The 26,888-nt window shown below is 57.9% G+C and carries 27 protein-coding genes and 1 tRNA gene; 10 read left to right on the top strand and 18 right to left on the bottom strand.

Translation table 11 applies throughout. The annotated features are described in order from the left end of the window. Positions 1 to 15 precede the first annotated feature (15 nt). Positions 16 to 1,257: an MFS transporter gene (locus tag AB1E42_RS02385; RefSeq protein WP_368345401.1), complete on the top strand. Its 1,242-nt coding sequence runs from the start codon at positions 16 to 18 to the stop codon at positions 1,255 to 1,257. On the opposite strand, the gene AB1E42_RS02380 is transcribed toward AB1E42_RS02385, so the two are convergent. The 9 genes from AB1E42_RS02380 to AB1E42_RS02340 all read right to left on the bottom strand — a co-directional run bounded on the left by AB1E42_RS02380 (position 1,254) and on the right by AB1E42_RS02340 (position 8,486). Next, positions 1,254 to 2,171, bottom strand: coding sequence for an alpha/beta fold hydrolase (locus AB1E42_RS02380; protein ID WP_368345400.1), 918 nt, complete (start codon positions 2,169 to 2,171; stop codon positions 1,254 to 1,256). The genes AB1E42_RS02385 and AB1E42_RS02380 overlap by 4 nt on opposite strands. A 9-nt stretch (positions 2,172 to 2,180) precedes the next feature. Next, positions 2,181 to 3,095, bottom strand: a complete 915-nt coding sequence (locus AB1E42_RS02375) for an ornithine cyclodeaminase family protein (RefSeq protein ID WP_368345399.1) — start codon at positions 3,093 to 3,095, stop codon at positions 2,181 to 2,183. Then, the gene (locus AB1E42_RS02370; protein WP_368345398.1) at positions 3,092 to 3,712 is read right to left on the bottom strand and encodes an HAD family hydrolase; all 621 of its coding nucleotides are present in this window, start codon (positions 3,710 to 3,712) and stop codon (positions 3,092 to 3,094) included. Before AB1E42_RS02370 ends, AB1E42_RS02375 begins: the two co-directional genes overlap by 4 nt. A gap of 57 nt (positions 3,713 to 3,769) precedes the next feature. Continuing rightward, on the bottom strand, positions 3,770 to 4,738 hold the full coding sequence (locus AB1E42_RS02365) for a DMT family transporter (RefSeq protein WP_368346353.1): 969 nt from the start codon (positions 4,736 to 4,738) through the stop codon (positions 3,770 to 3,772). Between the two features lie 32 nt (positions 4,739 to 4,770). Then, entirely contained in the window at positions 4,771 to 5,229 is a 459-nt protein-coding gene (locus AB1E42_RS02360; RefSeq protein WP_368345397.1) for a YaiI/YqxD family protein, read from the bottom strand. Further along, positions 5,220 to 6,050 (bottom strand): S-formylglutathione hydrolase, encoded by an 831-nt coding sequence (gene fghA, locus AB1E42_RS02355; protein ID WP_368346352.1) that lies wholly within the window; start codon positions 6,048 to 6,050, stop codon positions 5,220 to 5,222. Before fghA ends, AB1E42_RS02360 begins: the two co-directional genes overlap by 10 nt. A 52-nt stretch (positions 6,051 to 6,102) precedes the next feature. Further along, positions 6,103 to 6,573, bottom strand: a complete 471-nt coding sequence (rlmH, locus tag AB1E42_RS02350; protein ID WP_368345396.1) for a 23S rRNA (pseudouridine(1915)-N(3))-methyltransferase RlmH — start codon at positions 6,571 to 6,573, stop codon at positions 6,103 to 6,105. 17 nt (positions 6,574 to 6,590) lie between these two features. Beyond that, complete coding sequence (gene rsfS, locus AB1E42_RS02345; RefSeq protein WP_368346351.1) at positions 6,591 to 6,953, bottom strand: ribosome silencing factor; 363 nt, start codon at positions 6,951 to 6,953, stop codon at positions 6,591 to 6,593. 207 nt (positions 6,954 to 7,160) lie between these two features. Beyond that, complete coding sequence (locus AB1E42_RS02340; protein WP_368345395.1) at positions 7,161 to 8,486, bottom strand: mechanosensitive ion channel family protein; 1,326 nt, start codon at positions 8,484 to 8,486, stop codon at positions 7,161 to 7,163. Between the two features lie 265 nt (positions 8,487 to 8,751). Between AB1E42_RS02340 and leuC the strand changes: the two genes are divergently transcribed. The 7 genes from leuC to AB1E42_RS02305 all read left to right on the top strand — a co-directional run bounded on the left by leuC (position 8,752) and on the right by AB1E42_RS02305 (position 15,607). Continuing rightward, entirely contained in the window at positions 8,752 to 10,158 is a 1,407-nt protein-coding gene (gene leuC, locus AB1E42_RS02335; RefSeq protein ID WP_368345394.1) for a 3-isopropylmalate dehydratase large subunit, read from the top strand. A 183-nt stretch (positions 10,159 to 10,341) separates the two neighbouring features. Beyond that, positions 10,342 to 10,947: a 3-isopropylmalate dehydratase small subunit gene (leuD, locus tag AB1E42_RS02330; protein WP_368345393.1), complete on the top strand. Its 606-nt coding sequence runs from the start codon at positions 10,342 to 10,344 to the stop codon at positions 10,945 to 10,947. A 406-nt stretch (positions 10,948 to 11,353) separates the two neighbouring features. After that, positions 11,354 to 12,190: a hypothetical protein gene (locus tag AB1E42_RS02325; RefSeq protein ID WP_368345392.1), complete on the top strand. Its 837-nt coding sequence runs from the start codon at positions 11,354 to 11,356 to the stop codon at positions 12,188 to 12,190. A 200-nt stretch (positions 12,191 to 12,390) separates the two neighbouring features. Next, positions 12,391 to 13,248 carry an endonuclease/exonuclease/phosphatase family protein gene (locus tag AB1E42_RS02320; RefSeq protein ID WP_368345391.1) on the top strand — a complete coding sequence of 286 codons (858 nt, stop codon included), beginning with the start codon at positions 12,391 to 12,393 and terminating at the stop codon, positions 13,246 to 13,248. Positions 13,249 to 13,314: 66 nt separating this feature from the next. Continuing rightward, positions 13,315 to 14,421 carry a 3-isopropylmalate dehydrogenase gene (gene leuB / locus AB1E42_RS02315; protein ID WP_368345390.1) on the top strand — a complete coding sequence of 369 codons (1,107 nt, stop codon included), beginning with the start codon at positions 13,315 to 13,317 and terminating at the stop codon, positions 14,419 to 14,421. Positions 14,422 to 14,521: 100 nt separating this feature from the next. Further along, positions 14,522 to 15,484, top strand: coding sequence for a DMT family transporter (locus tag AB1E42_RS02310; RefSeq protein WP_368345389.1), 963 nt, complete (start codon positions 14,522 to 14,524; stop codon positions 15,482 to 15,484). Between the two features lie 46 nt (positions 15,485 to 15,530). After that, positions 15,531 to 15,607: transfer RNA gene (locus tag AB1E42_RS02305), tRNA-Pro, on the top strand. A 28-nt stretch (positions 15,608 to 15,635) separates the two neighbouring features. Here the strand turns inward: AB1E42_RS02305 and ccoS are convergent. From ccoS to ccoN, 8 genes are all read right to left on the bottom strand, one after another. Continuing rightward, the gene (gene ccoS / locus AB1E42_RS02300) at positions 15,636 to 15,797 is read right to left on the bottom strand and encodes a cbb3-type cytochrome oxidase assembly protein CcoS (protein WP_368345388.1); all 162 of its coding nucleotides are present in this window, start codon (positions 15,795 to 15,797) and stop codon (positions 15,636 to 15,638) included. A 3-nt stretch (positions 15,798 to 15,800) separates the two neighbouring features. Beyond that, a complete protein-coding gene (locus AB1E42_RS02295; protein ID WP_368345387.1) occupies positions 15,801 to 17,987 on the bottom strand; it encodes a heavy metal translocating P-type ATPase in 2,187 nt (728 codons plus the stop codon). Positions 17,988 to 17,990: 3 nt separating this feature from the next. Further along, the gene (locus AB1E42_RS02290; RefSeq protein WP_368345386.1) at positions 17,991 to 18,455 is read right to left on the bottom strand and encodes a FixH family protein; all 465 of its coding nucleotides are present in this window, start codon (positions 18,453 to 18,455) and stop codon (positions 17,991 to 17,993) included. A gap of 1 nt (position 18,456) precedes the next feature. Beyond that, a complete protein-coding gene (gene ccoG / locus AB1E42_RS02285) occupies positions 18,457 to 19,884 on the bottom strand; it encodes a cytochrome c oxidase accessory protein CcoG (RefSeq protein WP_368345385.1) in 1,428 nt (475 codons plus the stop codon). 228 nt (positions 19,885 to 20,112) lie between these two features. Further along, entirely contained in the window at positions 20,113 to 20,988 is an 876-nt protein-coding gene (ccoP, locus tag AB1E42_RS02280; RefSeq protein WP_368345384.1) for a cytochrome-c oxidase, cbb3-type subunit III, read from the bottom strand. After that, positions 20,985 to 21,224, bottom strand: coding sequence for a cbb3-type cytochrome oxidase subunit 3 (locus AB1E42_RS02275; protein ID WP_368345383.1), 240 nt, complete (start codon positions 21,222 to 21,224; stop codon positions 20,985 to 20,987). The genes ccoP and AB1E42_RS02275 overlap by 4 nt, the downstream gene beginning before the upstream one ends. A 12-nt stretch (positions 21,225 to 21,236) precedes the next feature. Next, the gene (gene ccoO, locus AB1E42_RS02270; RefSeq protein WP_368345382.1) at positions 21,237 to 21,962 is read right to left on the bottom strand and encodes a cytochrome-c oxidase, cbb3-type subunit II; all 726 of its coding nucleotides are present in this window, start codon (positions 21,960 to 21,962) and stop codon (positions 21,237 to 21,239) included. Positions 21,963 to 21,974: 12 nt separating this feature from the next. Continuing rightward, the gene (gene ccoN, locus AB1E42_RS02265; RefSeq protein ID WP_368345381.1) at positions 21,975 to 23,576 is read right to left on the bottom strand and encodes a cytochrome-c oxidase, cbb3-type subunit I; all 1,602 of its coding nucleotides are present in this window, start codon (positions 23,574 to 23,576) and stop codon (positions 21,975 to 21,977) included. 206 nt (positions 23,577 to 23,782) lie between these two features. On the opposite strand from ccoN, the gene AB1E42_RS02260 reads away from it, so the two are divergent. Further along, positions 23,783 to 24,619: a universal stress protein gene (locus AB1E42_RS02260; protein WP_368345380.1), complete on the top strand. Its 837-nt coding sequence runs from the start codon at positions 23,783 to 23,785 to the stop codon at positions 24,617 to 24,619. 43 nt (positions 24,620 to 24,662) lie between these two features. Here the strand turns inward: AB1E42_RS02260 and fnrL are convergent, their stop codons facing one another. Next, positions 24,663 to 25,400 (bottom strand): transcriptional regulator FnrL, encoded by a 738-nt coding sequence (fnrL, locus tag AB1E42_RS02255; RefSeq protein WP_368345379.1) that lies wholly within the window; start codon positions 25,398 to 25,400, stop codon positions 24,663 to 24,665. Between the two features lie 77 nt (positions 25,401 to 25,477). On the opposite strand from fnrL, the gene hemN reads away from it, so the two are divergent. Continuing rightward, positions 25,478 to 26,833, top strand: a complete 1,356-nt coding sequence (gene hemN, locus AB1E42_RS02250) for an oxygen-independent coproporphyrinogen III oxidase (RefSeq protein ID WP_368345378.1) — start codon at positions 25,478 to 25,480, stop codon at positions 26,831 to 26,833. Positions 26,834 to 26,888: the final 55 nt, after the last annotated feature.

Genomic DNA, 26,888 nt, shown 5'->3' with positions numbered 1-26,888 from the left:
GCGTCATGTCTTGCCATGCAAAAATCCGCGCCTCTTTTCACCCCCGTTTTGATCGTCGGCAGCCTGATCGTCCTGATCGGCTTTGCCGTCCGCGCCTCATTCGGGGTGTTTCAAATCCCCATCGCTGAGGATTTCGGCTGGATGCGCGCTGATTTCAGCCTCGCCATCGCCATTCAAAACCTCGCTTGGGGGATCGGCCAGCCGATCTTTGGCGCGATTGCCGAGCGGATCGGGGATCGAAAAGCCATCATCATGGGCGCCGTAGCCTATGCGCTTGGCCTCCTGCTTTCAGCAGGGGCCACCACCCCCATTGCGCACCAGATGTACGAGATTTTGGTCGGTTTCGGCATCGCTGGCACCGGCTTCGGGGTGATCCTCGCCGTTGTCGGGCGCGCCAGCTCGGACGAAAACCGCTCCATGTCGATGGCCATCGCCACCGCCGCAGGGTCCGCGGGTCAGGTCTTTGGCGCACCGCTGGCCGAATACCTTCTCGGGTTCATGTCATGGCAAATGGTATTCATCGTCTTTGCCATCGCAATCCTCGCCTCACTCCTGATGCTCCCGTTCATGCGAGCACCAGCGCAAGCCTCCCGCGCAGAATTGGAGGAAAGCATCGGCGCCCTGCTCACCCGCGCCTTCCGCGACCCTTCTTATACGATGATCTTCCTCGGGTTCTTTTCCTGCGGCTATCAGCTCGCTTTCATCACCGCCCATTTCCCCGCTTTCGTCACCGAAATGTGCGGCCCCATCGCAACGGGCGGCATTCTCACGAGCATGGGCATCTCCACCACATCAGCGCTCGGCGCGATTGCCATCTCGCTGATCGGTGTCGCCAATATCGCTGGCACCATAGCCGCTGGCTGGGCGGGCAAACGCTTCTCGAAAAAGTACCTGCTCGCCAGTATCTATCTGGGCCGTACCATCGTGGCGGCATGGTTCATCATGACCCCAATGACCCCAACCACGGTCATCGTCTTTTCCCTGCTGATGGGGAGCCTCTGGCTGGCAACCGTCCCGCTCACTTCCGGCCTCATCGCCCATATCTACGGGCTGCGCTATATGGGGACGCTCTACGGCATCGTTTTCTTCAGCCACCAGTTGGGCAGCTTCCTTGGCGTCTGGCTAGGCGGACGGCTCTACGATATCTACGGCACCTATACGCATGTCTGGTGGGTCGGTATCGGGGTCGGGGCTTTCTCAGCGCTTATTCACCTGCCCATCCGCGAGAAAAGCACCCCGCGGCCATTAGCAGCCTAAAGCGCCTCGATCCGCGCCTTCACAAGGGCCGCGATCTCGCGCCCATGCGTATACGCCACCGCATGATCCGCGCCCCTGATCACTTCATGTTGGGCTTTCGGGTTCCACCGCGCAAATTTGCCCATATTCGCAAGAGGGATCACATCATCCTCTTCTGCCCATATCGCCAGAACAGGGATGTCGTGGTCGCGGATCACCCGATGCGCTTCCGCGTGCTCAGCTCCCAAGAAATCCCGCCCGCTTGACCGCACCGCAGGCCAAAAGCCCGCTTGATTAAGCTGCCAAATCTGCGTCGGTACAATATTCGCAACCTCGCTCGGCTGGCCCGCCGCCTTCTTGAGATCCCGCAAGAAAGCGACCCGTTTCACGCCAAAGAACACCCAAGCATTCCACAGCGCTCGTGCGCCTTTCTGCGCGGCGACGTCCCATGACGTCTGCGTGATGCCCGCCGGCGCCACCAGCACCAACTGCGCCACCCGCGCCGGCTGCGCGGCAGCAAAATCCGTCACGATCGCGCCGCCCATCGAAAAACCCATCAGCACGAAAGGCTCATCAATCCCCTGATCGCTGAGGAGATCCGTCAATTGCCCAAGGAAATGCGCCTTGTCCTGCTTCTCAACAGGCGGGTCCGAATAGCCGCGCCCGTATAGGTCGTAGCACAGCACGCGGTAGCCATCCTGCCCGAGTTGCTCCGCCACCGCCTGCCATGCCTGCATCGGTGTGGTCAGCCCATGCACAGCCACCACAACAGGGCCCTCTTCAGGCCCGAACCAACGGTAATGCGTTGCACCGTGGCCCAGCGCAACCAGCTCCCCCGGTGCGTCTCTGATCTCAGGCGTTGGGCGGGTCCAATCCCACAGGAACGGCGCCGCCACCAGCAATACCACCCCTAGAACACCCAACCACAAAAGCATCTTCCGCCCCTATCCGCGCTTCCAAGCGTCCAGAATATAGCGACTAACCATCAAATCGAGATGCGCGCCGCCGCCATTCTTGAAAAGGGTGATCTCCGTCTCCGATTGCCGCCGGAAATGTGCAGGATCATAGAAATCCGCCACCACATCCTGCGCGCTGATCACCCCCTCCGCGATCGGTATTTTCAGCTCTCCGATATGCTCGATCGTCGTGTCGCGACTATCCACAAAGATCCGCGCACGTCGCATCGCGCCATCATCGACCTCCCGCATATCAGGCCGGTATGCGCCAATCAGGTCGATGTGCTGGCCAGGCCGAAACCACTCGCCCCTTATCAACGGCTCGGTGGACATGGTCGCCGAGGTGACGATGTCCGCCTGTGCCACTGCCTCTTCCAAGTCATCCGCGATGGCAACATCAGGGAACGTCTCAACAAACCGTTCGGCCCCCGCTCGCGACCGATTCCACACCGTGAACTCCGCCATCGGGAAGGCCGCGCCAAATGCCTGCCGCAGGCTATGCCCCACAGTCCCCGCGCCCACGATCAAGATGCGCTTGCTATCCGGCCGCGCCAAGCGCCGCGCCGCAAGTAGGCTGTCGCCCGCCGTTTTCCATTTCGTCACCAGATGGAAATCAAGGATCGCCTCCAAAGCGCCATCCTCGGCCGAAAAGAGGTTCACCGCGCCACCGATCATCGGCTTGCCCTTCGCCGGATTGCCGGGAAAGACCGTCGCGCATTTGACCGCAAGCCCCATCTCAGCGCTCCACGCGGAGCGGTTCAAAAGCGTGTTTTCTGCTTCATAAAGGAACACATCCTTCACTTGCGCCCGCGCCATCTCATGCCCGTGCGCTATCGCATCGGTCAGCCCGATCCAGTCCAGACACGCTTCCCCCTCATCGAAAGGAATAAATTCCGGCGTCATTCTGCTTCCTCTTCCGTCAATAATCCTGCCGTCACCAGCGCCGCCGCCCAGCCGCTTGGCCGCTCGAAGCGGTGTACCTGCCAGCCCCGCGCTGCCGCTGCGGCAATGTTGTCGGGCCGGTCGTCGGTGAACAAAAGTTGCGCCCCCGAAAGCCCAGATCGTTCCTCCAAGATCTGATAGATCACCGGATCAGGCTTGATCTCCCCCAGCCGCGCGGAAACGAAGCTTTCGTCAAACTCTTCCAGAAACGGGTACTCCCGCCGCGCGATCTCGAACGTTCCAATACCAAAATTCGTCAGCGAAAAGACAGGCACGCCGTTGCGCCGCAACGCCCGCAACAACCGCACCGATCTGTCGATCTTGGGGGAGGCAAGGTCGATCCAGCGATCATGCCACATCATCACCTCGTCGCGCCAACGCGGATGCGCCGCAGCCGTTTCCGCAATGACAGCATGAAAGTCGCCGCCCCGATCAATCTCGTCATTCATCCCGTGCAGATCAATCTCGGCAAACATGTCCTTGCGCCGTTTGGCACCGATCACACGGTCGTAAAACCGCTCCGGCTGCCATGCGATCAACACGTTCCCGATATCGAAAACGACCGCCTCAATCCCCATTCGCACCTCCCTGCCCGCTCCTCAGCTAACCACGAGCGCGGACAGGGGGGAAGAGCCTTAACGACGATAGCGCGGCGTGTCAGGCACTTCGGCGTTAGACACCCGCGCCTCACGCCAAATCATGTATAGCCCCGAGCCAAGGATCAGCGCGATACCAGCAAGCGCCACCCCATCAGGCCACTCATCAAATACGAGGATACCCCACACAATCGCCATCGGCATCGCGATATACTCGAACGGTGCCACCAGCGCCGCCTCGCTCACACGGTAGGCTTGCGAAATAAAGAACCCGCCAAGGGCGCTCACCACGCCCAGCAGGATGAGGATGCTGACATCGGCCAACGGCGGCCACACCCAAGCGCGGAACAAAAACTCCAGCGACGGGTCCGTGCCGCCTGCAAATTTTCCGTCGCCCATGATCAAACCGAGAGAGCTCGACACAAGGATAAACGTCATCTGTATGTAAAAAGACATCGCCGCCGCAGACTCGGTCCGCCCGATATAGCGCGTCAGCATATGCAGCCCCGCGTATCCAAACGCCGCCATCAACGGCAGCAGCGCCGCAAACTGGAAGGCCTCCGTTCCGGGGCGCAACACGATCACCACACCTACCAAGCCAAGCGCAATCGCCACCCAGCGCCGTGGCCCGACATGCTCTTTCAAGAACACCACCGAAAAGACAGTAATCACCAGCGGACTGATGAAAAAGATCGCCACCCCTTCCGCCAATGGCAGCGCCGCAATCCCAAGGAAAAAGGCCATATTCGCAAAAACAACGCAGCTTCCCCGCAGGAAGTGAATGCCAAGCCGCTTCGTCTTGAGTGCCGGCAAGCCGCCCGACATCGGCACAATAACCGCCATGAGGAAGATCACCCCGATGAACGAGCGGATAAGTACCACCTGATGAAGCGCATAGCCCCCGCTTAGGAACTTAATCGCCACGTCATTGATCGAAAAACAGATCACCGCGACAATGGCACTCACCGACCCGAGCAGGGCCGGATTATCTTTTGCAAATGAAAACATAATCTGAACCAACAGGTTCAAAAGCGCCAAGTCTACCCCTTGAGCGACATTGCCTTGCGAACGGCCCGCTCCAAACCATCCAGAAACCGCGCACGATCCGCTTTGGAAAAGGCCCTGCCGCCACCTTGCCGGAACGGGTCCGCCGCGCGCAGATCCGTCATCAGATCACGGGTGGCCAAGGCTTGGCCCACATTCTTGTCTGTGAGCATTTCGCCGTCCGGCTTGATGACCAAGGCGCCGCCCTCAACGCAGCGCGCCGCGAGCGGGATATCATTAGTCACCACGACATCCCCCACCGTGGCGCGTTCGGCGATCCATTTATCGGCTACATCCGGCCCCTCTGGCACGATCACCGTTTCAACAAGCGGATTGGGCGAGGGCCTGATGCCACCATTGCACACCAAGACCATCGCCAATTTGTGCCGCGTCGCGACCCGTTCAGCCTCTGCCTTTACAGGGCAAGCGTCGGCGTCCACATAAATCACCGCCAAAGCGCCTCAGCATGGAAAGCGACATGCTCTTCGATGAAGCTCGAGACAAAGAAATAGGAATGGTCATAGCCGCTTTGCAGCCGCAACTGCCCCGCCTGCCGGCGTTCGCTCATCGCATCCGCCATCGCGCCAATCTTCAGCAGATCCCAGAACTGGTCGTCGGTGCCGACATCAATCAAAATCTCCCCGTCAAAACCGACTTCCCTCATCAAGAGAGACGCATCATGCGGCGCCCATGCACTTTCGTCGGTCCCGAGATAGGCCGACAACTGCTTGCGGCCCCAATCGCTCTGCGTCGGGTGGCAAATCGGCGAAAAGGCCGAAACCGACCGGAACCGCCCCTTCAACCCCATCGCCAGCGTCAATGCGCCCTGCCCGCCCATCGAATGGCCAGTGATTGCCTGCCGGTCGGGGTCAATCGCAAATTGGTCAGTGATCACGTCCGGCAATTCCTGCGCAACATAATCCCACATCTGGAAATGCGGCGCCCAAGGGTCTTGCGTCGCATTCACATAAAAGCCTGCCCCTTTGCCAAGGTCATAGGCCTCATCATCTGCAACGCCTTCACCACGCGGGCTGGTATCGGGAAAGCACAATGCAATGCCTTGCTCGGCGGCCCATTGCTGCGCACCAGCCTTAACCATCGCATTCTCGTGGGTACAGGTCAGGCCCGAAAGGTACCACAGCACCGGCACCGGCCCTTCCTTGGCTTCTTCCGGCAGGAAAAGACCAAAGGTCATCTCTCCACCGCAACTCTTCGAGTTATGCTTGTAAACACCCTGAATGCCGCCAAAACACCGGTTTTCCGAAACGATCTGCATGGTCATTGCCCCCTCTGGTTTCCGCCAGCGCTACCGGACCGGTGGGCGCTTGTCACGCCCGATGATACGGGCTTCCCGCGAGGATGGAAGCCGCGCGATAAAGCTGCTCCGAAAGCATCACCCGCACCAGCATATGCGGCCACACCATCTTGCCAAATGAAAGCGCAGCATCCGCCTGCCCGCGCAAACTGGGGTCCAGCCCATCCGCGCCGCCGATCACAAAGGCCACATCTTGCCGCCCCTGATCCCGCCAACCGCCCAGCTGATCCGCGAAGGCGGGCGAGGTCATCACCTTGCCCCGCTCGTCCATCACGCAGATCAGCGCGCCACTGGGGATAGCCTTCGACAGCAAAGCAGCCTCCGCCGCCATGCCGCCACCCTTCTTATCCTCAACTTCAATGACCTGAGCCGGCCCCAACGCCAAAGCGCGGCCGGTACGGTCAAATCTTGTCAGGTAATCGTCGAGAAGGTCGCGCTCGGGGCCGGCCCGCAGGCGGCCCACAGCAACTATATGAACCCGCATCCCGCGCCGCCGTCAGGCTAGCCGGCGGTGGCCGAGTTCATTGGCGTCTGCCACATCTTTTCAAGCTGGTAGAACTCACGCACTTCCGGCCGGAAAACATGCACGATCACATCGCCTGAGTCGATCAGCACCCAATCGCCGATCTCTGCACCCTCGACCTTGCACAAAACGCCCAGATCAGCCTTCAGCCGCTCTGTAAGCTTTTCGGCAATCGCGGCCACCTGCCGTGACGAACGGCCCGAGGCGATCACCATATGATCAGCCATTTCGGATTTGCCGCGCAGCGGGATCTGCACGATTTCTTCGGCTTTGTCATCGTCAAGAGATTTAAGGATCGCGGCGAGGATTTGCTGGCTCGTCGCTTCATCAGGTGCGGTCATGGCCGGTCCACCTTGTTTGACGGCTTGTTCCGTCGTGATGTTGAAAGACAGGTCATTGTCCCCCTTGTTACGCGCCACCAGATCCCTGGCGCCAGGATGATTTCAAGATAACAACGCAACCGGCGCAATTCAACGAATCCGCATCGCGCCGGTCAACGGATTGCGGCACCTGACGCAATTCTGCAACCGATGCAAGCCCTCCTGCATTTATTCCGCGTCTTCCTGTTTCCCGTTTCCGCCAAGCATGCGCACCTCCCGCTGCGGGAATGGGATAGAGATGTTGTTGGCCTTGAACGCGTCCCAAAGCGCCAGATAGACGTTACCGCGAATGTTGGTCAGCCCCTGCGTCGGGTCCGAAATCCAGAAACGCAGCACATAATCAACGCTCGAATCCCCGAACCCCGTGATGTGGCACACGGTTTTCTGGTGGCTCAAAACCCGTTCCACACTCTGCGCCGCTTCAATCGCGATCTTCCGCACCAGATGCGGGTCGTCGTCATATGACGTGCCGAAATGGATATCGAGCCGCACAAAATCATTAGAATGCGACCAGTTCACCACCTGACCAGTGATCAGGTCTTCGTTGGGGATCAGATATTCCCGCCCGTCGCGCGTGGTGATCGAAACATAGCGCGCGCCCAGCGTGTTGATCCATCCGAAGGTCTGCCCAAGGCTGATCACATCCCCCGGTTTGATCGACTTATCGAGGAGCAGGATCACCCCCGAAACAAGGTTCGAGACAACCTTCTGCAAACCGAAACCAAGGCCCACACCGATGGCGCCCGAAAGCACGGCAAGGCCCGTCAAATCCACCCCGACCGCCCGCAAGCCGATAAAGAACGCCGCGCCATAGAGCACCAGTTGCAGGAACTTCACCGTCAGCACCCGCATCGACGGGCTGAGGTCTGTCGTCTCCTGAATGCGTACCGCCGTCGCCCGCGAAACGACCCGCGCTCCCGCAAACAAAACACCGACGATCAGAACAGCCTGGAACACAACGAGCAGCGACAGCCGCATCTCACCCGCCGTAATCGCGATCCCGTCAAGAATCGCCTCCGCCTCGTCGGTCACATTCAGAACACTCAACGTAACCCAAACCCACGCACCATAGCGGATCACCATCCGCAGCAGGTTGTTGGCAATCAACCGCGTCGCCAATGCCACGATCAGCCACGCCAGCGAGAGTTCAGCAACGATCCCAAGGAGGTACGAGCGCGACGGCCACGTCACCTCCCGCATCACCAGAACAACGGTCCAGATTCCCACCACGAACAGGATCAGCCCCATCCGTTTGTGCACGACGAGCAGGTAGCGCAGCCGCCATTTCGGCCAGCCCTCTCGGGTCCGCAACCATTCATGCAGGATCGGCGCGAGCCACCGGCGCAAAAGCAGGGCCACCAACAGCAGCCCCAGCATGATGAGCACTTGATAGGCGTTCCAAGGGCGCAAGAGCGAGGCTAGGAAGATCTCCGTATCGGCCCAGATACCCTGCCCGATCTCGATAACGTCTGACTGTGGTGTTTCTTCTTCCATCGGCCTCCATTCCGTTCTTCCATCCTGAAGCCTCTGGCGACATGCAGCAAGCCCAAACAGCACACCCTTGCGAGACTCAGCACTTGGGTATATCTGCCCTTGCATGAAACGCATATTTGATATGGATGATCGGGCCCGTCTGCCTTGGCGCTTCTTTGGCGCGACCCGTACCATTCTGGCCCGACTTTGATCGCACCACCCCGCTAACGGCTCTTGAGCCGCCCAATGACGTTTCAACATTCACACACATAACGGGAGAGGACCAATGTCCCCCAAAACGCTCTATGATAAGATCTGGGACGCCCACGTCGCCCACGAAGACACAGACGGAACCTGCCTGCTCTACATCGACCGCCACTTGGTTCACGAAGTAACCTCGCCGCAGGCGTTCGAAGGTCTGCGCATGACCGGCCGCGATGTTCGCGCGCCGGAAAAGACAATCGCGGTGCCGGATCACAACGTGCCCACCACCATCGGCCGCGAAAACCCCGACCAGATGCCCGAAGACAGCCGCATTCAAGTCGCCGCGCTCGACAAGAACGCCAAGGAATTCGGCATTCACTACTACCCCGTTTCTGACGTGCGTCAGGGCATCGTGCACATCGTCGGCCCCGAGCAAGGCTGGACCCTCCCCGGCATGACCGTCGTTTGCGGCGACAGCCACACCGCCACCCACGGCGCGTTCGGCTCGCTCGCGCATGGCATCGGCACGTCCGAGGTTGAGCACGTCCTCGCCACGCAAACACTGATCCAGAAAAAGTCGAAGAACATGAAAGTCGAGATCACCGGCAAACTGCGCCCCGGTGTTACGGCGAAAGACATCACGCTCTCCGTCATCGGCAAAACCGGTACCGCCGGCGGCACCGGCTACGTCATCGAATATTGCGGCGAAGCGATCCGCGATCTGTCGATGGAAGGCCGGATGACGGTTTGCAACATGGCCATCGAAGGCGGCGCCCGCGCTGGCCTGATCGCGCCGGACGAAAAAACCTTCGAATATGTCAAAGGCCGCCCGCACGCCCCGAAAGGCGCCGCATGGGAAGCCGCGCTGACCTACTGGAAGACCCTCTTCTCCGATGACGATGCCCATTGGGACAAAGTCATCACCATCAAGGGCGAAGATATCGCGCCGGTCGTTACTTGGGGCACCTCGCCTGAGGACGTTCTGCCAATCACCGATGTTGTCCCCGCACCCGAGAGCTTCTCCGGTGGTAAGGTCGACGCCGCCCAGCGCGCGCTCGAATACATGGGCCTGACCGCTGGCCAACGCCTTCAGGATATCGAGATCGACACCGTCTTTATCGGTTCCTGCACCAACGGCCGGATCGAAGATCTCCGCGCCGCCGCCAACGTGGTCAAAGGCAAAAAGATCAAGGACGGCCTCCGCGCCATGGTCGTGCCTGGCTCCGGTCTGGTCCGCGCCCAAGCCGAAGAGGAAGGCCTCGCCGATATCTTCAAGGAAGCAGGCTTCGAATGGCGCATGGCAGGCTGCTCCATGTGCCTCGCCATGAACCCCGATCAGCTCGCCCCCGGCGAACGCTGCGCCGCGACCTCCAACCGGAACTTCGAAGGCCGTCAGGGCCGTGGTGGCCGTACCCACCTGATGTCTCCGGCGATGGCCGCCGCCGCCGCGCTCACCGGCAAGCTGACCGACGTTCGCGAACTGATGTAATCCAGTGGCCCGATGCGCAAATCGCGTCGGGCCGCTCTTTCCGACACCGGATAACCAAAGGGGACCGCGTTAACGATCTGGCAAGTTTCTGCACCTGCGATATGCATAGGTTGTGCATCGGATGTGTATGGATTGTGCATCACGCGATTTCCCCGTTTTGCCCCCTCGGGCCATGAGGATACGATGGAAAAATTCAACAAACTCTCAGGGATCGCGGCCCCCATGCCGCTGGTCAATATCGACACCGATATGATCATCCCCAAGCAATTCCTGAAGACGATCAAACGCTCCGGTTTGGGCGTGAACCTCTTTGACGAAATGCGCTATGACGATGATGGCAAGGAGATCGAAAGTTTCGTTCTCAACAAGCCCGCTTACCGCGATGCGCAAATCCTTGTCGCAGGTGACAACTTCGGCTGTGGCTCGTCGCGCGAACACGCGCCTTGGGCGCTCTTGGACTTCGGCATCCGCTGTGTGATTTCCACCAGTTTTGCTGATATTTTCTACAATAACTGCTTCAAGAACGGCATCCTGCCGATCGTCCTCCCGCAAGAGGCCGTGGACGTTCTGATGAAGGATGCTGAGAAGGGCGCCAACGCTCGTATGGAGGTCGATCTGGAAAACCAAACAGTCACCGGCTCCGATGGCGATGTCTTCACTTTCGAGATCGACAGCTTCAAAAAGCACTGCCTGCTGAACGGTCTCGACGACATCGGCCTGACCATGGAAAAGGCCGCTTCGATCGACGAATTCGAAGCAAAAGCCCAAGCAGCGCGCCCCTGGGTCTAAGCCCTAACGCCACATTTACCGATGCCGCCGATACTCCATAAGTGTCGGCGGTATTTTTTTGCGTTTTCAGAAATCACTCCGTTTTATATGCATCAAGTCACCCCTGCGCAGCGGCGTTCGCAATTTTTTAACGATTGAACCGCTTTAAAATCAATATCTTGTGGATGGATTCCGGACCGCCACAAGGCGCACACCCAATGGTGGCAATGTCGCACCACTCTCGTCCTAATTGCGCCTCAGTTTCCTGCAACTTCAACTTGGGATGTTGAATCGGGAGGTCAAATTGGGCAGGATTAAGGCAAGAATGAGGCGGCCGCTAAACTTCAAGTTGTCGCTTCGCACAAGAATTTGGGACACGGAACAGCAATGTACTGATCCGGACCATGGCGAGAGCAGGACTGACAATATGAACCGTGTAACCGGTGCCGTAGGGCGTGCCATCTTCGTGATTCTGTTGATCATCACGCCGTGCCTCCTATTGCCGTGGACCCATTCCGACACAATCACCCTGATCACGCTCGTCGCCCTCGTAGCCGCCGCTTTTACGTTCTTCGAGTACAAGAGCGAGCTGCCCAGCATGCTTGAGTTCCGCGATGCGCCTCCCTTCAACCGCATCCGCTTCCTCGCCCTTTTCGCCAGTGTCCTTGCCTTGTCGCTTGCGACGAGTGGCAAAGTCGCGCCGACAACACTTTCGACCTTCATCGCCGCCATTGGCGACACCATCGGCCGCGCGATTGATGTCCCCTATTCGCCAGTCCGCTTGATGGTCCTTATGCTGCCCGAGAACGCACCCACAGCCCTCTATGAAACGGTCCGCACCGCAGCGGGCGTTTCATACCTAATTTCCGTAATCGCGATTGCCGTTTTCGTCATTTCGGTCCGCCTGCGCGATTGGCCAAACTCCGACACGACCTTCAATGTCTGGACAAACCTTCCGAATTTTGACCCAACAGCGGGCGGTGACGTCGTTCACCGTTTGAACCGCGACAGCCAGCTTAACATTATCTTAGGTTTTTTGCTGCCATTCATTGTCCCTGCGGTCATCAATCTAACGTCAGACCTCTTCAACCCGATCAGCTTGATGAATCCACATACCTTGATCTGGACGGTTTCTGCATGGGGCGTCATTCCTGCATCTCTTATCATGCGCGGCATCGCGATGGGCAAAGTCGCCGACATGATCAAAGAGCAGCGTCGCGCCAACTACGATGCAAATGGCGAATTCATTGGCGCGCCGGTCTAGTCGGCCACGCCACGGCTCTTTTTCTCTGCGCGTTTTTTCAAACACCCGTCGCAGCAAATGACCCCGTCACGCTGCGCCTTGCGGTCTACGCCGCACCACTAAGCAGGGATGGCCCGGCTCTTCTATTAAGGGATATCCTATCGGGCGAACCGCAAGTCGTCGCAGCGGCGCAGGTCATCACCAATACCGCGCCAGACATCTTGCTGCTCACAAATTTCGACTATGATGCCAACAACAGCGCATTGCTGGCATTCCAGAAAATGCTCGCTGACGATGGCTTAGAATTCTCATACCATTCCGCATCACCACCCAATTCAGCTTTTCATACAAGATTGGACCTAAACGCCGACGGCCGAAACCACAGCCGCGAAGACCGGCAAGGATACGGCCGCTTCGCGGGTGACGGCGGCATCGCACTCCTTTCCCGCTACCCGATAGATTTTGAAAACATCGTCTCTTTCAACGATCTCCTCTGGCGCGACCTGCCTGATGCAACCCTCCCTCACAACATGAGCGAACACGCGCGAGACACCCAGCGCTTCTCCTCAACCGCGCATCTTGCAATCCCTGTATCGTTGCCGCGAGGCAATACGCTCACTCTCCTCGCCTACTCTGCGACGCCCCCCGTCTTTGACGACGAGCATGACAGGAACGGACTGCGAAACGCGGCCGAAAGCACGTTCTGGATACAGTGGCTTGGAGGCGTTTTTGGCCGACCACAGCCGCCGTTTGCCATTCTGGGAAATGCCAACATTGCCCCCGACCGCGGTGATGGCAGGCGCGAAGCCATCCGCATGTTGCTCGACCATCCACTGCTGCAAGATCCAGCGCCAGTTTCGTCCGGAGGCGCTGCCGCAAGGCAAGGTGGCGCCTCCGATACCGTCGATTGGCCTGAATCCTCGCCAGGAAACATGCGCACAACCTATCTTCTGCCCGAGCGAAGCATAAGCGTCGCGGCCAAGGGGGTTGTCTGGCCAGACGCTCATCACCCGCTCCATGCGGCGGTCGATCAAGCAGGTCCGCACCGCCTTGTCTGGGCTGACATTGTTATCCCCTAGGGCTTTCTTGACGCTCCTCGCACAACGGGCTACGCGGTGCCAACGTTTTCAAACGAGGAAATCCCAATGTCCAATCCTTCCCTGCTCATCCTCGCCGGCGACGGTATCGGCCCCGAGGTCATGCCCGAGGTCAAGAAGATCATCGCGTGGTACGGCGAGAAGCGCGACCTGCCGTTTGATGTATCCGAAGATCTGGTCGGCGGCAGCGCCTACGATGCACACGGTACGCCGCTGCATGACGACACTATGGCCAAGGCGCAGGAAGTCGACGCCGTGCTCCTCGGCGCCGTTGGTGGCCCGCAATATGACAATCTGGATTTCAGCGTAAAGCCGGAGCGCGGCCTTCTGCGCCTTCGTAAGGAGATGGACCTGTTCGCCAACCTGCGTCCCGCGCAGTGCTTCGACGCTCTGGCCGATTTCTCATCGCTTAAGAAAGACGTCGTCGCCGGTCTTGATATCATGATCGTTCGCGAACTGACCTCCGGCATCTATTTTGGTGAGCCGCGCGGCATCATCAAAGAAGGCAACGAGCGTATCGGCATCAACACCCAGCGCTACACTGAAAGCGAGATCGCCCGCGTCGCACGGTCGGCATTCGAAATGGCTCGCAAACGGAACAACAAAGTCTGCTCGATGGAAAAAGCCAATGTCATGGAATCGGGTATTCTTTGGCGCGATGTCGTTACCGAAATCCATCAGGCCGAGTATCCCGATGTAGAACTCAGCCACATGTACGCTGATGCGGGCGCCATGCAGCTCTGCCGCTGGCCCAAGCAGTTCGACGTTATCGTCACCGATAACCTGTTTGGCGACCTGCTCTCCGATGCAGCCGCGATGTTGACCGGATCATTGGGCATGCTTCCTTCCGCGTCGCTCGGCGCACCGATGGAAAACGGCCGCCCGAAAGCGCTTTACGAGCCCGTTCATGGCTCCGCACCTGACATCGCGGGCCAAGGCAAGGCAAACCCGATCGCCTGCGTCCTCTCCTTTGCTATGGCGCTACGCTACAGCTTCGATCAAGGAGCAGAGGCCGATCGTCTCGAAAAGGCTGTCGAAACAGTGCTGGCACAGGGCCTGCGCACAGCTGATCTTCTGGGTGAGGAAGGCGTAACGCCGGTTTCGACGTCTGAAATGGGTGACGCTATCATCGCGGCGCTCAACGCCAGCCTCTAAGTCCAGAACCATCAAGATGAGCCCCTGCCTCCGGCGGGGGCTTTTCTTTTTTGACGCTTCGAGACAAAATTCGAAGCGAAACTGAATGAAAGAAACCCCCATGTCAGGGAATACGAAAGGCGCCCTCTTCGCGCTCCTCGCATTTGCGATCTTCTCAACGCACGATGTCGTGGTGAAGGTTCTTGGCGGCAATTATTCCCCGATCCAGATCGTTTTCTTCAGCGTTTTGCTTAGCTTTCCTTGGGCAACCATAATGCTCATGCGCGACGCGACCGCCGATACACTGCTCCCCAAGCACCCTTGGTGGACAGCCCTACGCACCGTCGCAGCAGTGATCACGGGCGTTTCTGCATTCTACGCTTTTTCAGTACTCCCAATGGCGCAGGTCTATGCAATCCTGTTCGCCGCCCCTTTGCTGATCACAATTCTGGCGATTCCGGTCCTTGGTGAAACCGTCCGCATTCGGCGTTGGGTTGCCGTTCTCGTTGGTCTGATCGGCGTCCTTGTCGTCTTACGCCCCGGTCAACAGCCATTAGAACCGGGCCATCTGGCGGCATTGGTCGCGGCACTCGGTGGCGCGGTGGCCTCCGTGATCGTCCGCAAGATCGGGCGCGATGAAAGGCCCGTGGTCCTGATGCTATACCCGATGGCCGCGAACTTCCTTGTTATGGGGGCGGCTCTTGGGTTCGTTTACAAGCCAATGCCTGTTGAGCATCTGGGACTTTTGGCAATCATATCGATTTTCGGACTCATTGCCGGCCGCTTCGTGATTGCCGCCTATAGTGCTGGCGAAGCCGTTATCGTCGCACCGATGCAATATTCGCAAATCCTATGGGCGACCTTCTACGGTTTCCTCTTTTTTGATGAGACGATTGACGTGGCAACCGCAATCGGTGCGGCAATCATTATCGGCAGTGGCATCTATATCGTTCTGCGTGAGAGCCGTGGCGGCAACTCCTCCACAACGCCCGTTCTGCGCACCCGCTCACGCACGGAGAGTCCCACAAGCTTCCGCATTTCGAGCCTGATAAGATTGCGCGAACGGCGCCAGGAATCGCGCTAGAAGGTCTTGTCAAACACTTACGGAGAAGGTAGTTCGCCAGCACGGTCGGAGCGTAGCGCAGCCTGGTAGCGCACCTGCTTCGGGAGCAGGGGGTCGGAGGTTCGAATCCTCTCGCTCCGACCAGTTTCCCGAAATTAAAAAGCCCATTTGGTCAGTCGTCTGCCGGTGCGTCGTCGTAGTCGGTACGCAATATTCGCGCCGCGTCTCCGTCAGGATCATCATACTGGCGGGACCGCATCGTCCAGAAAAACGCAAGCAACCCAACAGCGCCCAGGCCAATCGAGACGGGTATAAGGATAACAAGTACTTCCATCGCCTATTTCGTCCTCAGCGCATTTACCGAAACGACAATGGATGAAGTAGACATCGCAATGGCAGCCATTAAAGGTGTCGCAATACCGCTAAATGCCAAGGGAATGGCAATCGCATTGTAAACAGCCGCAACGCCAAAGTTTTCGAGGATGCGCTGTCGCGCCGAACGCGCCGTCACAAACATATCCCAAACCCGATCCAGTTCTTTTGCGACCAGCACAGCATCCGCAGCAACGCGCGTTGCTTCGAGCGCACTCGCCGGTGCGACCGACACATGCGCAGTTGCCAATGCCGCGGCATCGTTCAAACCATCCCCGACCATGAGCACCCGCTGGCCCGCTACCCTGCGCGCTTCAAGCACTTCAACCTTGTCCTGCGGTAACATCGCGGCCGTCCACCCATCCGCGCCCACCAAATTCGCAATGCGCTCGACAGCTGGCACAGCATCCCCCGAGAGGATGGTCACGGGGATGCCCGCTGCCTTCAACTTGGATATAAGTTCCTTTGCCCCCGGGCGCAGCACATCCTCATAGTCAAAGCGAATGGCCTCTTGCCCCTCTAACGCAAGCCAAGAACCTTCGGCATGGTCACCTGCACCAGCCCAGCTGCCACGACCAAGGCGCACCTTCCGGCCGTCCAGTAGTCCTTCGACCCCGAACCCAGGCACTTCTTTGATTTCATCAACCTGCGCGGGGTCGATCCCCCGGTGCGATGCCGCTTCAGTGATCGCAATCGAGCGCGGATGCCCCGAACCAGCCGCAAGCGCTGAGGCAATCGCAAGCTGCTGCGGATCATAGCCGTCAGCCGCGATTAGTCGTGGCGTGCCAGACGTCAGCGTTCCGGTCTTATCAAAAAAGGCGGCATCAATCTCCGCCATCCGCTCGAGTGCAGTCCCGTGCTTGAGCAATATACCTTTTTTATAAAGCAAACCCGAGGCAACAGTGCTCACCGCAGGGACAGCCAAGCCCAGCGCGCAGGGGCATGTGATGATCAACACAGCGACCGCAACGTTCAGCGCGATACGCACATCTCCGCCTGTAAGGTATAGCCAGAGAACAAATGCCACGAACGCCAACAGGTGTACTGCGGGCGCATAGATCCGCGCTGCACGATCCGCCAATGAATTGTACCGCGACTTAGCCGACTCCGCGACCGTGATAAGGTCCGCCAGCCCATGCAAAAGCGTGTCCTGCCCCACGGCGTCTGCTCTGATCCGGATCGCGCCGGTCAAATTGATCTCGCCAGCACGCACCATATCACCGGGACCCGATGAAACTGGGTCTGTTTCGCCAGTCAGGAAAGCCCGGTCAAGCTCGGTTGAGCCATCGGTTATGACGCCGTCAACGGGGACTTTCGCCCCAGGTCGGACAAGCAATATGTCTCCAATGGCGACGGCCTTCGTTTCGACCGTCTCGGTGCCTCCATGCACCGTTATCCGCAAGGCTGTCGGCGCTTCAAGAGCGGCAAGTTCCGCCGCCGCCGAGCGCGCATTCGAGCGCATCCGCTGATCCAGATAACGTCCACCAAGCAGGAAAAACGTCAGCGATAGTGCGGCATCAAAATAGGCATGCTCGCCATGATTAATCGTCTCGAACAGTGACATCCCCGCCGCAAGCAGGATGGCCAGCGAAATCGGAACATCCATATTCAATCGTGCCGCCGAAAGAGCACGCCATGCGGATTTGAAAAACGGTTGCGCCGAGAACGTCACCGTCGGCAATGCAATCGCCGCCGAAAGCCAGTGAAACAAATCGCGCGTCGCATCCGTCGCGCCGGACCACACCGCGACCGATAGCAACATGACATTCATCATGGCAAAGCCCGCAACGCCCAACCTCATAGCCAGATCCCGCGCCGCAAGATCACTATCACGCGCCGTCAAAGTAGCTGTATCCAATGGCTGCGCTTCATAGCCCAACGCCGAAATCCGCGCCGCAATTTCCTCGGCGGTCACACCCGCAGCGGCTTGAACCAAGGCACGTTTGCGCGTCAGATTTATTCGGACGGAGTCTATATCGTCTTGTGCCGAAAGGCCGCGTTCAATGGTCGAAATACAGCCCGCACAATGGATGGTCGGCAAGGAAATATGGATGCCCGATTGTGATGCATCGCCGTCCTGTTTGGATATCTCAGCCGGAGACGCAAGGCACCCCGGACAGGCAGCAGCGCCTGAATGCTCAGCCAAACTCATGCGCTACTCCACCAACACAACGACCCGCTGCTTGAAAACGGTTCCATCCTCCGCCACCGCTTCAAAGCGCAAGTTCCAGTTTCCGCCCGAGGTTACGACAGGCGCGATGTAATCCAGACCATCAAATGCGAAGGCGGGCGTCTGATCATCCTGCACATTCGTCGCACGGCCAAAAACACCTTCCAGCGAGGAAACCTCCACCGGATTACCAGCATCATCGCGGATCGACAGATGCAGGCTTTCCTCACGCACGAAAGCATGCACATCCCATCCAAGCGCGAGCTGGGCCGTACGATCGGCATCAAAGTTCTGGCTCGCGACATAGGAGTTCTTCACTTCCAGCCCGGGAAATGTCGAAACCGCCTTGAACGCCAGCACCATGTTCACGGCTATGATCACCACAAAGAACGACGAGAAGATGATAAAGAACTTCGGCCCCGTAATCGGCCCTCTAAAGAGTTGCAGCATCTTATTGTCCTTTCCCGTTAAAGAAGGTGTCTTGCCAAGTCCGTTCGCGCGTTGCTTGGTCCTGCACCCAGATCCGCAGATCCGTTCGTTCTGATAGGCTGGGATCAGTCCCAGCAGGTGCCGTCAAATATGCCCGAACATGCAGCAATTCGTCTGCGGCGACCTCAACTGTACGTCCAGCATAGCCTTCAAGCCGAATGTTCAGCGGCAGGTCAGGTGTCAGCGAGAATGTTATCAGTTTCGGCTCCAGAGACATGTTCCGGAGGCGGATATCATAGACATTCCGAACGCTGCCATCAGACTGAACGATGAATGTCGGGTTCCTCAGCGGCGCCACCGTCAGATCAAAGTCCGAACGGATGAACAAGGCGAACAGCAGTGCGAGCCCAACGGCAGTCCAAAGCACTGTGTAAAGTATCGTGCGGGCCCTGAAGATGTGTTGATACAATGTCGGTGTCGGCTCGCCAGCCCGCTCGGCGGTTTCGTCTTTGAGCGCCAGATAATCGACAAGTCCACGCGGCTTCCCAAGCTTGGCCATGACATCGTCACAGGCATCAATGCACAGACCACAGGTAATGCATGCCATCTGCTGCCCGTCGCGGATATCAATACCCATAGGGCACACATTGACGCAGGCCATACAGTCGACGCAGTCACCCATCGGCGCGCCAGCTTTCACCGCATCAGAATGTTTTCGAGGCTCACCGCGCCATTCGCGATAGCCAATGGTAATCGTATCCTCGTCAGTCATCGCAGCCTGAATGCGCGGCCATGGGCAGGCATAGATACAAACCTGCTCCCGAGCGATCCCGCCGAAGAAAAACGTCGTCGCCGTCAGAATGGCAATTGTTGTATAGGAAATCGGATGCGCAGTACCCTGCACCAGATCAGCCAATAGCGTCGGAGCATCGGTAAAGTAGAACACCCAAGCGCCGCCCGTCGCTAACCCGATTAGCAGCCAAACGACCCACTTGGTGATCCGCAAGCGTGCTTTTCTCAGCGACCAGGGCGCGTTCCAAAGCTTCACCCTCGCGTTCCTGTCCCCTTCAATCCAGCGCTCGACCAGAATGAACAAATCCGTCCAAACAGTCTGCGGGCAGGCATATCCGCACCACACTCGGCCCAATGCAGAGGTGAAAAGGAAAAGCCCCAACCCCGCCATGATCAAAAGGCCAGCAATGAAATAGAATTCATGCGGCCAAATCTCGATCCAGAAGAAAAAGAACCGCCTGCCCGCCATATCAACCAATACAGCCTGATCTGGCATTTCAGGGCCGCGATCCCAACGAATCCATGGCGTGAGGTAATAAATCCCAAGTGTGACCGCCATGATGATCCACTTGAGATTGCGAAACCAGCCGCTGACCCTTTTGGGAAAGACGGGCTCACGGGCCGCATAAAGGGACGGGGGATTCTCCGAAGAAGACATATTTGTCCTGATAATACTGTTCGCGTTGTCCGCTTTTTGCCTCGTGTGCGGTCACCCTGCATTGACATGGATCAACGAATGACCGGCATCCGGAAAAAGTGATCCCCGGGGACGGACAGCCCCGGGGATCATGCCCTCTCGCCAGAGAGCGCCTTCGATCGGGTGACATGCGCGAACAGAACCCGATCGACTACTTATCCGGCGTTGCTGCAATACGCCGGATAATTCTCATTCGCCGCCACCAAGCTGATGGACGTAGGACGCAACCGCCTTCACTTCGGCGTTGGTCAGGCCCGCAGCGGGCTGCCATTCGGCCCCCCAAGCAGGCATCACGCCAAAACGTGCATTCATCACGGTTTCGGTCAGAGCCGCTTCATCACCGCCATAGAGCCAGATCACGTCATTCAGTTGTGGCGCGCCCATTTCGCGCATGCCCTCGCCTGCATCGCCATGACAGCCGGCGCAATTGGTGAGGTAGACCTCTTCGCCGAGCGCGAGTTGAGCAGCGTCATGCTCCTGTCCCGAAATCGCAAGAACATGCTGCACAACAGCGCCAACTTCCTCTTTGCTGAGAATGTCGCCGAAAGCAGGCATCTCCGTCCAACGGGCATCGGGGGATTGTTCGTTCCGAATGCCATGTTCGACCGTGTAGGCGATTTCCTCAATAGAGCCACCCCAGAGCCAATCATTATCGAGCAGGTTCGGATACCCATTTGCGCCAGCGGCACCAGATCCATGACACTGCGAACAATTCGCCAGGAAGACCGCCGCACCGCCATTGACAGCAAACTGGTGCAATTCGGGATCATCTGCGATTGCAGACAAATCAGTCGCCTCCAAACGTGCGATGATATCAGCATTCCGCGCATCGACAGCGGCGATGTCGTCCGCCACGTTTTGACGAGTCGAATAGCCAAGATACCCTGCTGTCGCTTCCTTCATCATAGGCCATGCGGGATAAGCGATGGTATACCAAATGCCCCAGACGATGGTCGCATAGAAGATCCATACCCACCAACGCGGCAGCGGATTGTTCAGCTCTTCGATCCCATCCCACTGATGGCCAGTCGTGCCGACTTCCTGTTTCTTGTCATCTTTGCTCATGACCGGACCTCCGGAACGGAATTGAAATTCTTTGCACAGGCACAGTCAGCGCAATTGCCTTCGCAGGTATCATCCGCAATCGGCCTGTCCTCATGACGGAAAGGTACATTCGCAGCGTCGCCGTGGATGTCACGGCTGCCCGGGCGAAACGCCCAGACCCATGTTCCAACGAAGAAAACGAAAAGCGCGAGCAGAACCCAGCTGTCGGCCAGTTCTCTTAGAAAATGATAGTCCATCTCATACCCTCCCTAACGGCTCGCATCTGGAGTGAAGGTGGAGAAATCCACCAAAGTTCCAAGCATCTGGAGATAAGCAATCAACGCATCCATCTCCGTCAGTTCAGGCTGTCCGTCAAAGTTGCGGACCTGAGCACCAGGGTAGCGTTCGACAAGGCCGTCCCAGTCACCGAACGGATCCACTTGGACCTCAAAGTCGTCCGCTGCCGCCTCAATCATTTCGTCCGTGTAAGGCACACCAACGAACCGATGGGTTTCCATCAGGTCTTGAATGTAGGTGGCTTCGATCTCCGCATTCGAGAGGAAGCTGTACTTCGGCATCACCGACTCGGGGACAACTGCCTGTGGATCCATGAGGTGATCTACATGCCATTCATCCGAATAGCGGCCGCCGACCCGCGCCAGATCAGGCCCGGTGCGCTTCGATCCCCATTGGAACGGGTGGTCGTACATCGACTCAGCCGCGAGGCTGTAATGCCCATACCGTTCGACCTCATCCCGCATCGGACGGATCATCTGGCTGTGGCAGACGTAGCACCCTTCACGGATGTAAATCTCACGTCCAGCGAGTTCTAACGGAGAATACGGCCGGACGCCTTCAACGTCCTCGATCGTATTCTCCAGGTAGAATAGCGGGGCAATCTCGACGATCCCGCCAACGGTGACGACCGCAAAGCTGGCCACCAGCAGAAGCGTCGCGTTCTTTTCCAGAACCTTATGACGATCAAGGATTCCCATGATCAGTTCTCCTTATTCTGCGGGGGTGGCAGCGGCAGCGGAGATCGCGGGTACGCGGTTTCCGAAGGCTGTCATCCAGAGGTTATAGCACATGATCAGAGCACCAGTGAGGTAGAGAACCCCACCAAGGCCACGAACAACGTACATCGGCAGTTTCGCTTCAACCGTGTCGGCGAAGGAGTTGACGAGGAAGCCTTGCGCATCAACTTCACGCCACATCAGGCCTTCCATGATGCCGGTCACCCACATTGACGCGGCGTACAGAACGATACCGATCGTTGCGAGCCAGAAGTGCCAGCTAACCAGTCTCAGGCTATAGAGCCGTTCCTTGTTCCACAGTCGTGGCGTCAGGAAGTACAGAGCGGCAAAAGTAATCATGCCGTTCCAACCAAGTGCGCCCGAGTGAACGTGGCCGATCGTCCAGTCCGTGTAGTGTGACAGCGAGTTGACCGCACGGATCGACATCATCGGTCCTTCGAAAGTCGACATCCCGTAGAAACCGAGACTGATAACCATCATGCGGATGATCGGATCGGTGCGGATCTTGTCCCACGCGCCCGAAAGCGTCATCAATCCGTTTATCATGCCACCCCAGCTAGGCATCCACAGGATGACCGAGAACACCATGCCGAGGGTCGATGCCCAGTCAGGCAGCGCAGTGTAATGCAGGTGGTGCGGACCGGCCCAGATGTAAAGAAAGATCAGCGCCCAAAAGTGGATAATTGACAGCTTGTAGCTGAACACCGGTTTTTCGGCCTGCTTGGGAATGAAATAGTACATCATGCCCAAGAAACCGGCAGTCAGGAAGAAGCCCACCGCATTGTGGCCATACCACCACTGCGTCATGGCATCCTGCACACCCGCGAAAAGCTGCACCGAACGCGACCCAAAAATGGAGACAGGGACGGAAAGATTATTGACCACATGCAACAAGGCAACCGTCACGATGAAACTGAGGAAGAACCAGTTCGCAACATAGATATGCGGCTCTTTGCGCTTGATGATCGTGCCAAGGAAAACCGCCAGATAGGCAACCCAGACGATTGTTAGCCACAGGTCGACATACCATTCGGGCTCCGCATATTCCTTGGATTGCGTTGCGCCCATTAGGTAGCCCGTCGCGGCGAGCACGATAAACAGGTTATAGCCCCAGAATACGAACCAATGAAGGTTTCCACCCCACAGGCGCGCTGCGCTGGTGCGCTGGACAATATAGAAGGACGTGGCAATCAAGGCGTTGCCGCCAAATGCAAAGATCACCGCCGATGTGTGCAGCGGACGCAAGCGCCCAAAGTTGCCATATCCCTGCAGAAACTCGAAGTTGAGCGCCGGAAATGCCAACTGGAATGCAATAATTACGCCCACCAGAAACCCTGCAATCCCCCAGAATGAGGTTGCAATAACACCGGCCCGAATAACGCCATCGGCATAGCCGGTCGGCGCGGCTTTGGGGCCCTCGCCCGCATTGCGCACCGTCCAGATGAAGAGGCCGGTCGCGACGGCAAATACGATCAGAGCATGGACCTGATAAGCCAGGTCGCGCGCCCAGTTCGCGGCAAGCGCAGCGAAAAGGGCCACCAAGCCCAACGCCACGATCTTAATCCAATCCCACATGAGATCTGTCCCTTATTTTTCGTCCGGGCAAACTTCGCCCAGTCGTTCAGCTGTGTAGTGGGTTTCCCAAAAGGCTCGGTCTGGCGCCTTGATCCATGTCAAGTTTTTTCAAACCGGCGTTTGATAGGGATTGGATACGCAAGATTTGCGCGCCGTAAGTCGCATCACATTGCGCCGATGACCGGATTGCCCCAGGGAGAACCCAGATGGCTTACAAGACAATCAGTATTGTCGTCACTGACAGCAGCTCCGACGAAGCGGCACTTCGCTTCGCCGCCGATTTCGCCGAATCGCAAGACGCACATCTGGATGTGCACTGCGTCGGCGTTGATCCCGCTCGCTACGAACCCCTTCCAGCTGGCGCGGCGGCAATCGTGCTCGAAACTGGCGCGGCAGAGGCGATGGAGCAGGCCGAACGCCTAAGCGACTGGTGCAAGGACATTCTACCTGCAACACTGTCGAAAGTATCCGTCAATCCGGTCGTCATTCCCCACTTAGGGCTTGATACACTGGTTTCGCGCCAAACCCGCTATTCCGATCTGATTATTGCCAGCCAGCCTTACGGCCAGTCGCGCAAACCGCTTCAAGTAACTGTGCTGGAAGCCGAATTATTTGGCACGGGCGCACCCGTTTTGATGGTACCTGAAGGGACGCAGAAGCAGGCTTTCAATCGCATCATCGTTGGGTGGAACGAGAGTAGCGAATCCTTCGCAGCAGTTCGTGGCGCTCTCCCTCTTCTACAAGCCGCCCAGCATGTAGACATCGTTATGGTTGATCCGCCCGCGCATTCGCCTGAAAGAGCCGATCCGGGTGGCGCAATCTGCCTGATGCTTGCGCGACATGGCATCAAGGCCGAGGTTTCCATCCTCTCCAAGACGTTGCCGCGCGTATCAGAGGTGCTCGAAAGATTCGCCGAAGAGCATGGCGGCTCAATGATCGTGATGGGGGGTTATGGCCACTCTCGGTTCCGCGAGTCGATCCTGGGTGGCGCGACGCGCGACATGCTCGAAGGCGCCAAACGCCCACTCCTGCTGGCACATTGATTTGCTTCAGGAGTGTCTCGATACCGGCGGCAGAGGGCCTTGGTCAGGAGATCAAGCCACCATCCATATCGTCGCCGGTTTCTATCAAAAGACCTTGAAAATCAGGAATGATAATTCGGCGCTTTCCATCAAGCTGGATGATCCCCTCCCGCTTCAGTGCGGAAATCTGGCGGCTTACGGTTTCGAGCGTCAGCCCCAGATAGTCCGCCATCGCCTCGCGCGTCAGCGGCAAATGAACCACGATCGGCCCAGACAAAGGCGCCATGCCAATTACCGATTCTCGCCGCGCAATAATGGTCAGCAAACTGGCGATCTTCTCTCGCGCGGTTTTTCTTCCGAGGACCAGCATCCACTCGCGAGCAGCATCCAATTCGTCAAGCGTCATATCAAGCAAGCGCTCGGAGATGTGCGGCGTGGAAAGCAGAAGCTCCTCAAACGGTTTCCGACGGAAGCAGCACAGCGTTACGTCGCTGACGGCAGTGACATCATAGGGAGACGTTGCGCGCCCCGGACGCCCTATGAAATCGGACGGCAGCAACAAGCCGACCATCTGCGTCCTGCCATCTTCAAGCGTTTGACTGAGAGTCGCGACGCCAGCAACGACGGAAGCAACAAATGGCATTTCGTCATCGGCCCAAGCAATAGTCTGACCGGCTTCATAGTTTCGATAGTATTTCGTCTGTTCCAGCCGTTCGAGCTCATCGGCATCACAGCGCGCACAAACCGCACGATGACGGATAGGGCACTCACTACAATCCGCTTTTGCCATCGAAACAGCCATTCGAACCCTCAAAATGCAACAACTGCCGTCTCCGGTATCAACGGAGATTTCGGTTAGATTACCGGATCATAAGAACAATGACCACACATAGCGACCTTCGAGAGCTTGGACTTTTTGACGCCCGTGTCCCCCGCTACACATCCTATCCGCCAGCCAATCATTTCACGGAGGCCAACGGCCCTGAAACAACAGCAAAATGGCTGTCAGCAGTTCCGATCAAAGGGCGCGTTTCTCTCTATGTGCATATCCCATATTGCCGAAGGCTCTGCTGGTTCTGCGCCTGCCGCACCCAAGGCACGTCAACAAACCGTCCTTTGGTCCCTTACCTCGCGCAGATCGCCAAAGAGTTCGAGATTGTGGACAAGTACCTTCCCAAAGACGTGAAGGTCAGCCACATTCACTTAGGCGGCGGCACGCCAACCATCCTCGACCCCAGCCTGATCGAACGGCTCGGTGAACTGGTCAACAACTTCCGCCCGAAATCGGACGATCTGGAATTTTCGGTGGAGATCGACCCCACCGAAGTGGATCAAGAGCGTATCGACGCATTGCGCAAAATCGGTATGACCCGTGCGTCAATCGGCGTGCAAGATTTCGACCCGCTTGTGCAGGATTCCATCGGTCGCCAGCAAAGCTACGAAGACACCAAGAACGTGGTCCACATGTTGCACGAAGCTGGCGTAAATTCGCTCAACATGGATATTCTCTATGGCCTGCCCCATCAAACAAATGCCCGCTTGACCGACTCGGTGCAAAAAGTGCTTTCCCTAGCGCCTGACCGTGTCGCGCTCTACGGCTACGCCCATGTGCCGTGGATGGCGAAGCGGCAGGTGATGATCCCAAGTGAGGCCTTGCCCCACGCCGAAGATCGGCTGAAGCTTTTTGAAATCGCGCGCAAACTGTTCGTTTGGGACGGATACGAAGAAATCGGCATTGATCACTATGCCCGCCCTGACGACAGCCTCGCCGTCGCCGCGCGGGACGGGACGATGCGCCGCAACTTTCAGGGCTACACGGAAGATAGCGCTGACGTGCTGATCGGCTTTGGAGCGTCTGCCATTTCGCGCTACCCCCAAGGCTACGCGCAAAACCACTCCACCTCGTCCAAATACGCTGCGGCAATTGAAGACGGGCACCTTGCGACCGCACGCGGGCACACGATGAGCGCAGACGATCAACTGCGTGGCACGATGATTGACGAGCTAATGTGCAATTTCGAATTGGATGCCGCCTCGCTTGCCCATCGCTTCGGCACGACCCAACTCGCAATCTTCGACATGACGACATCACTTAGGTTGCGGTTTGCCGATCACATCGAGGTCACGGGATCAAAAATTCGTTTGATCAGGGATGCGCGCCTCATCGCGCGTCTCGCCGCACAAGAGATTGATGCCTACCAAATGCCCGACGGCCGCCATAGCCGCGCAATGTAGTGGCTTTTGGAGGCATATTTCGGCTTTCCCCTTTTACTTGGCCTTTGTTCCTTAT

Origin of the sequence: Pelagovum sp. HNIBRBA483 (assembly GCF_040931995.1) — a bacterium.
Taxonomy (GTDB): domain Bacteria; phylum Pseudomonadota; class Alphaproteobacteria; order Rhodobacterales; family Rhodobacteraceae; genus JAEPMR01.
Note: the sequence above shows the minus strand (reverse complement) of the source record. Positions and strands in the feature narration are given on the sequence as shown.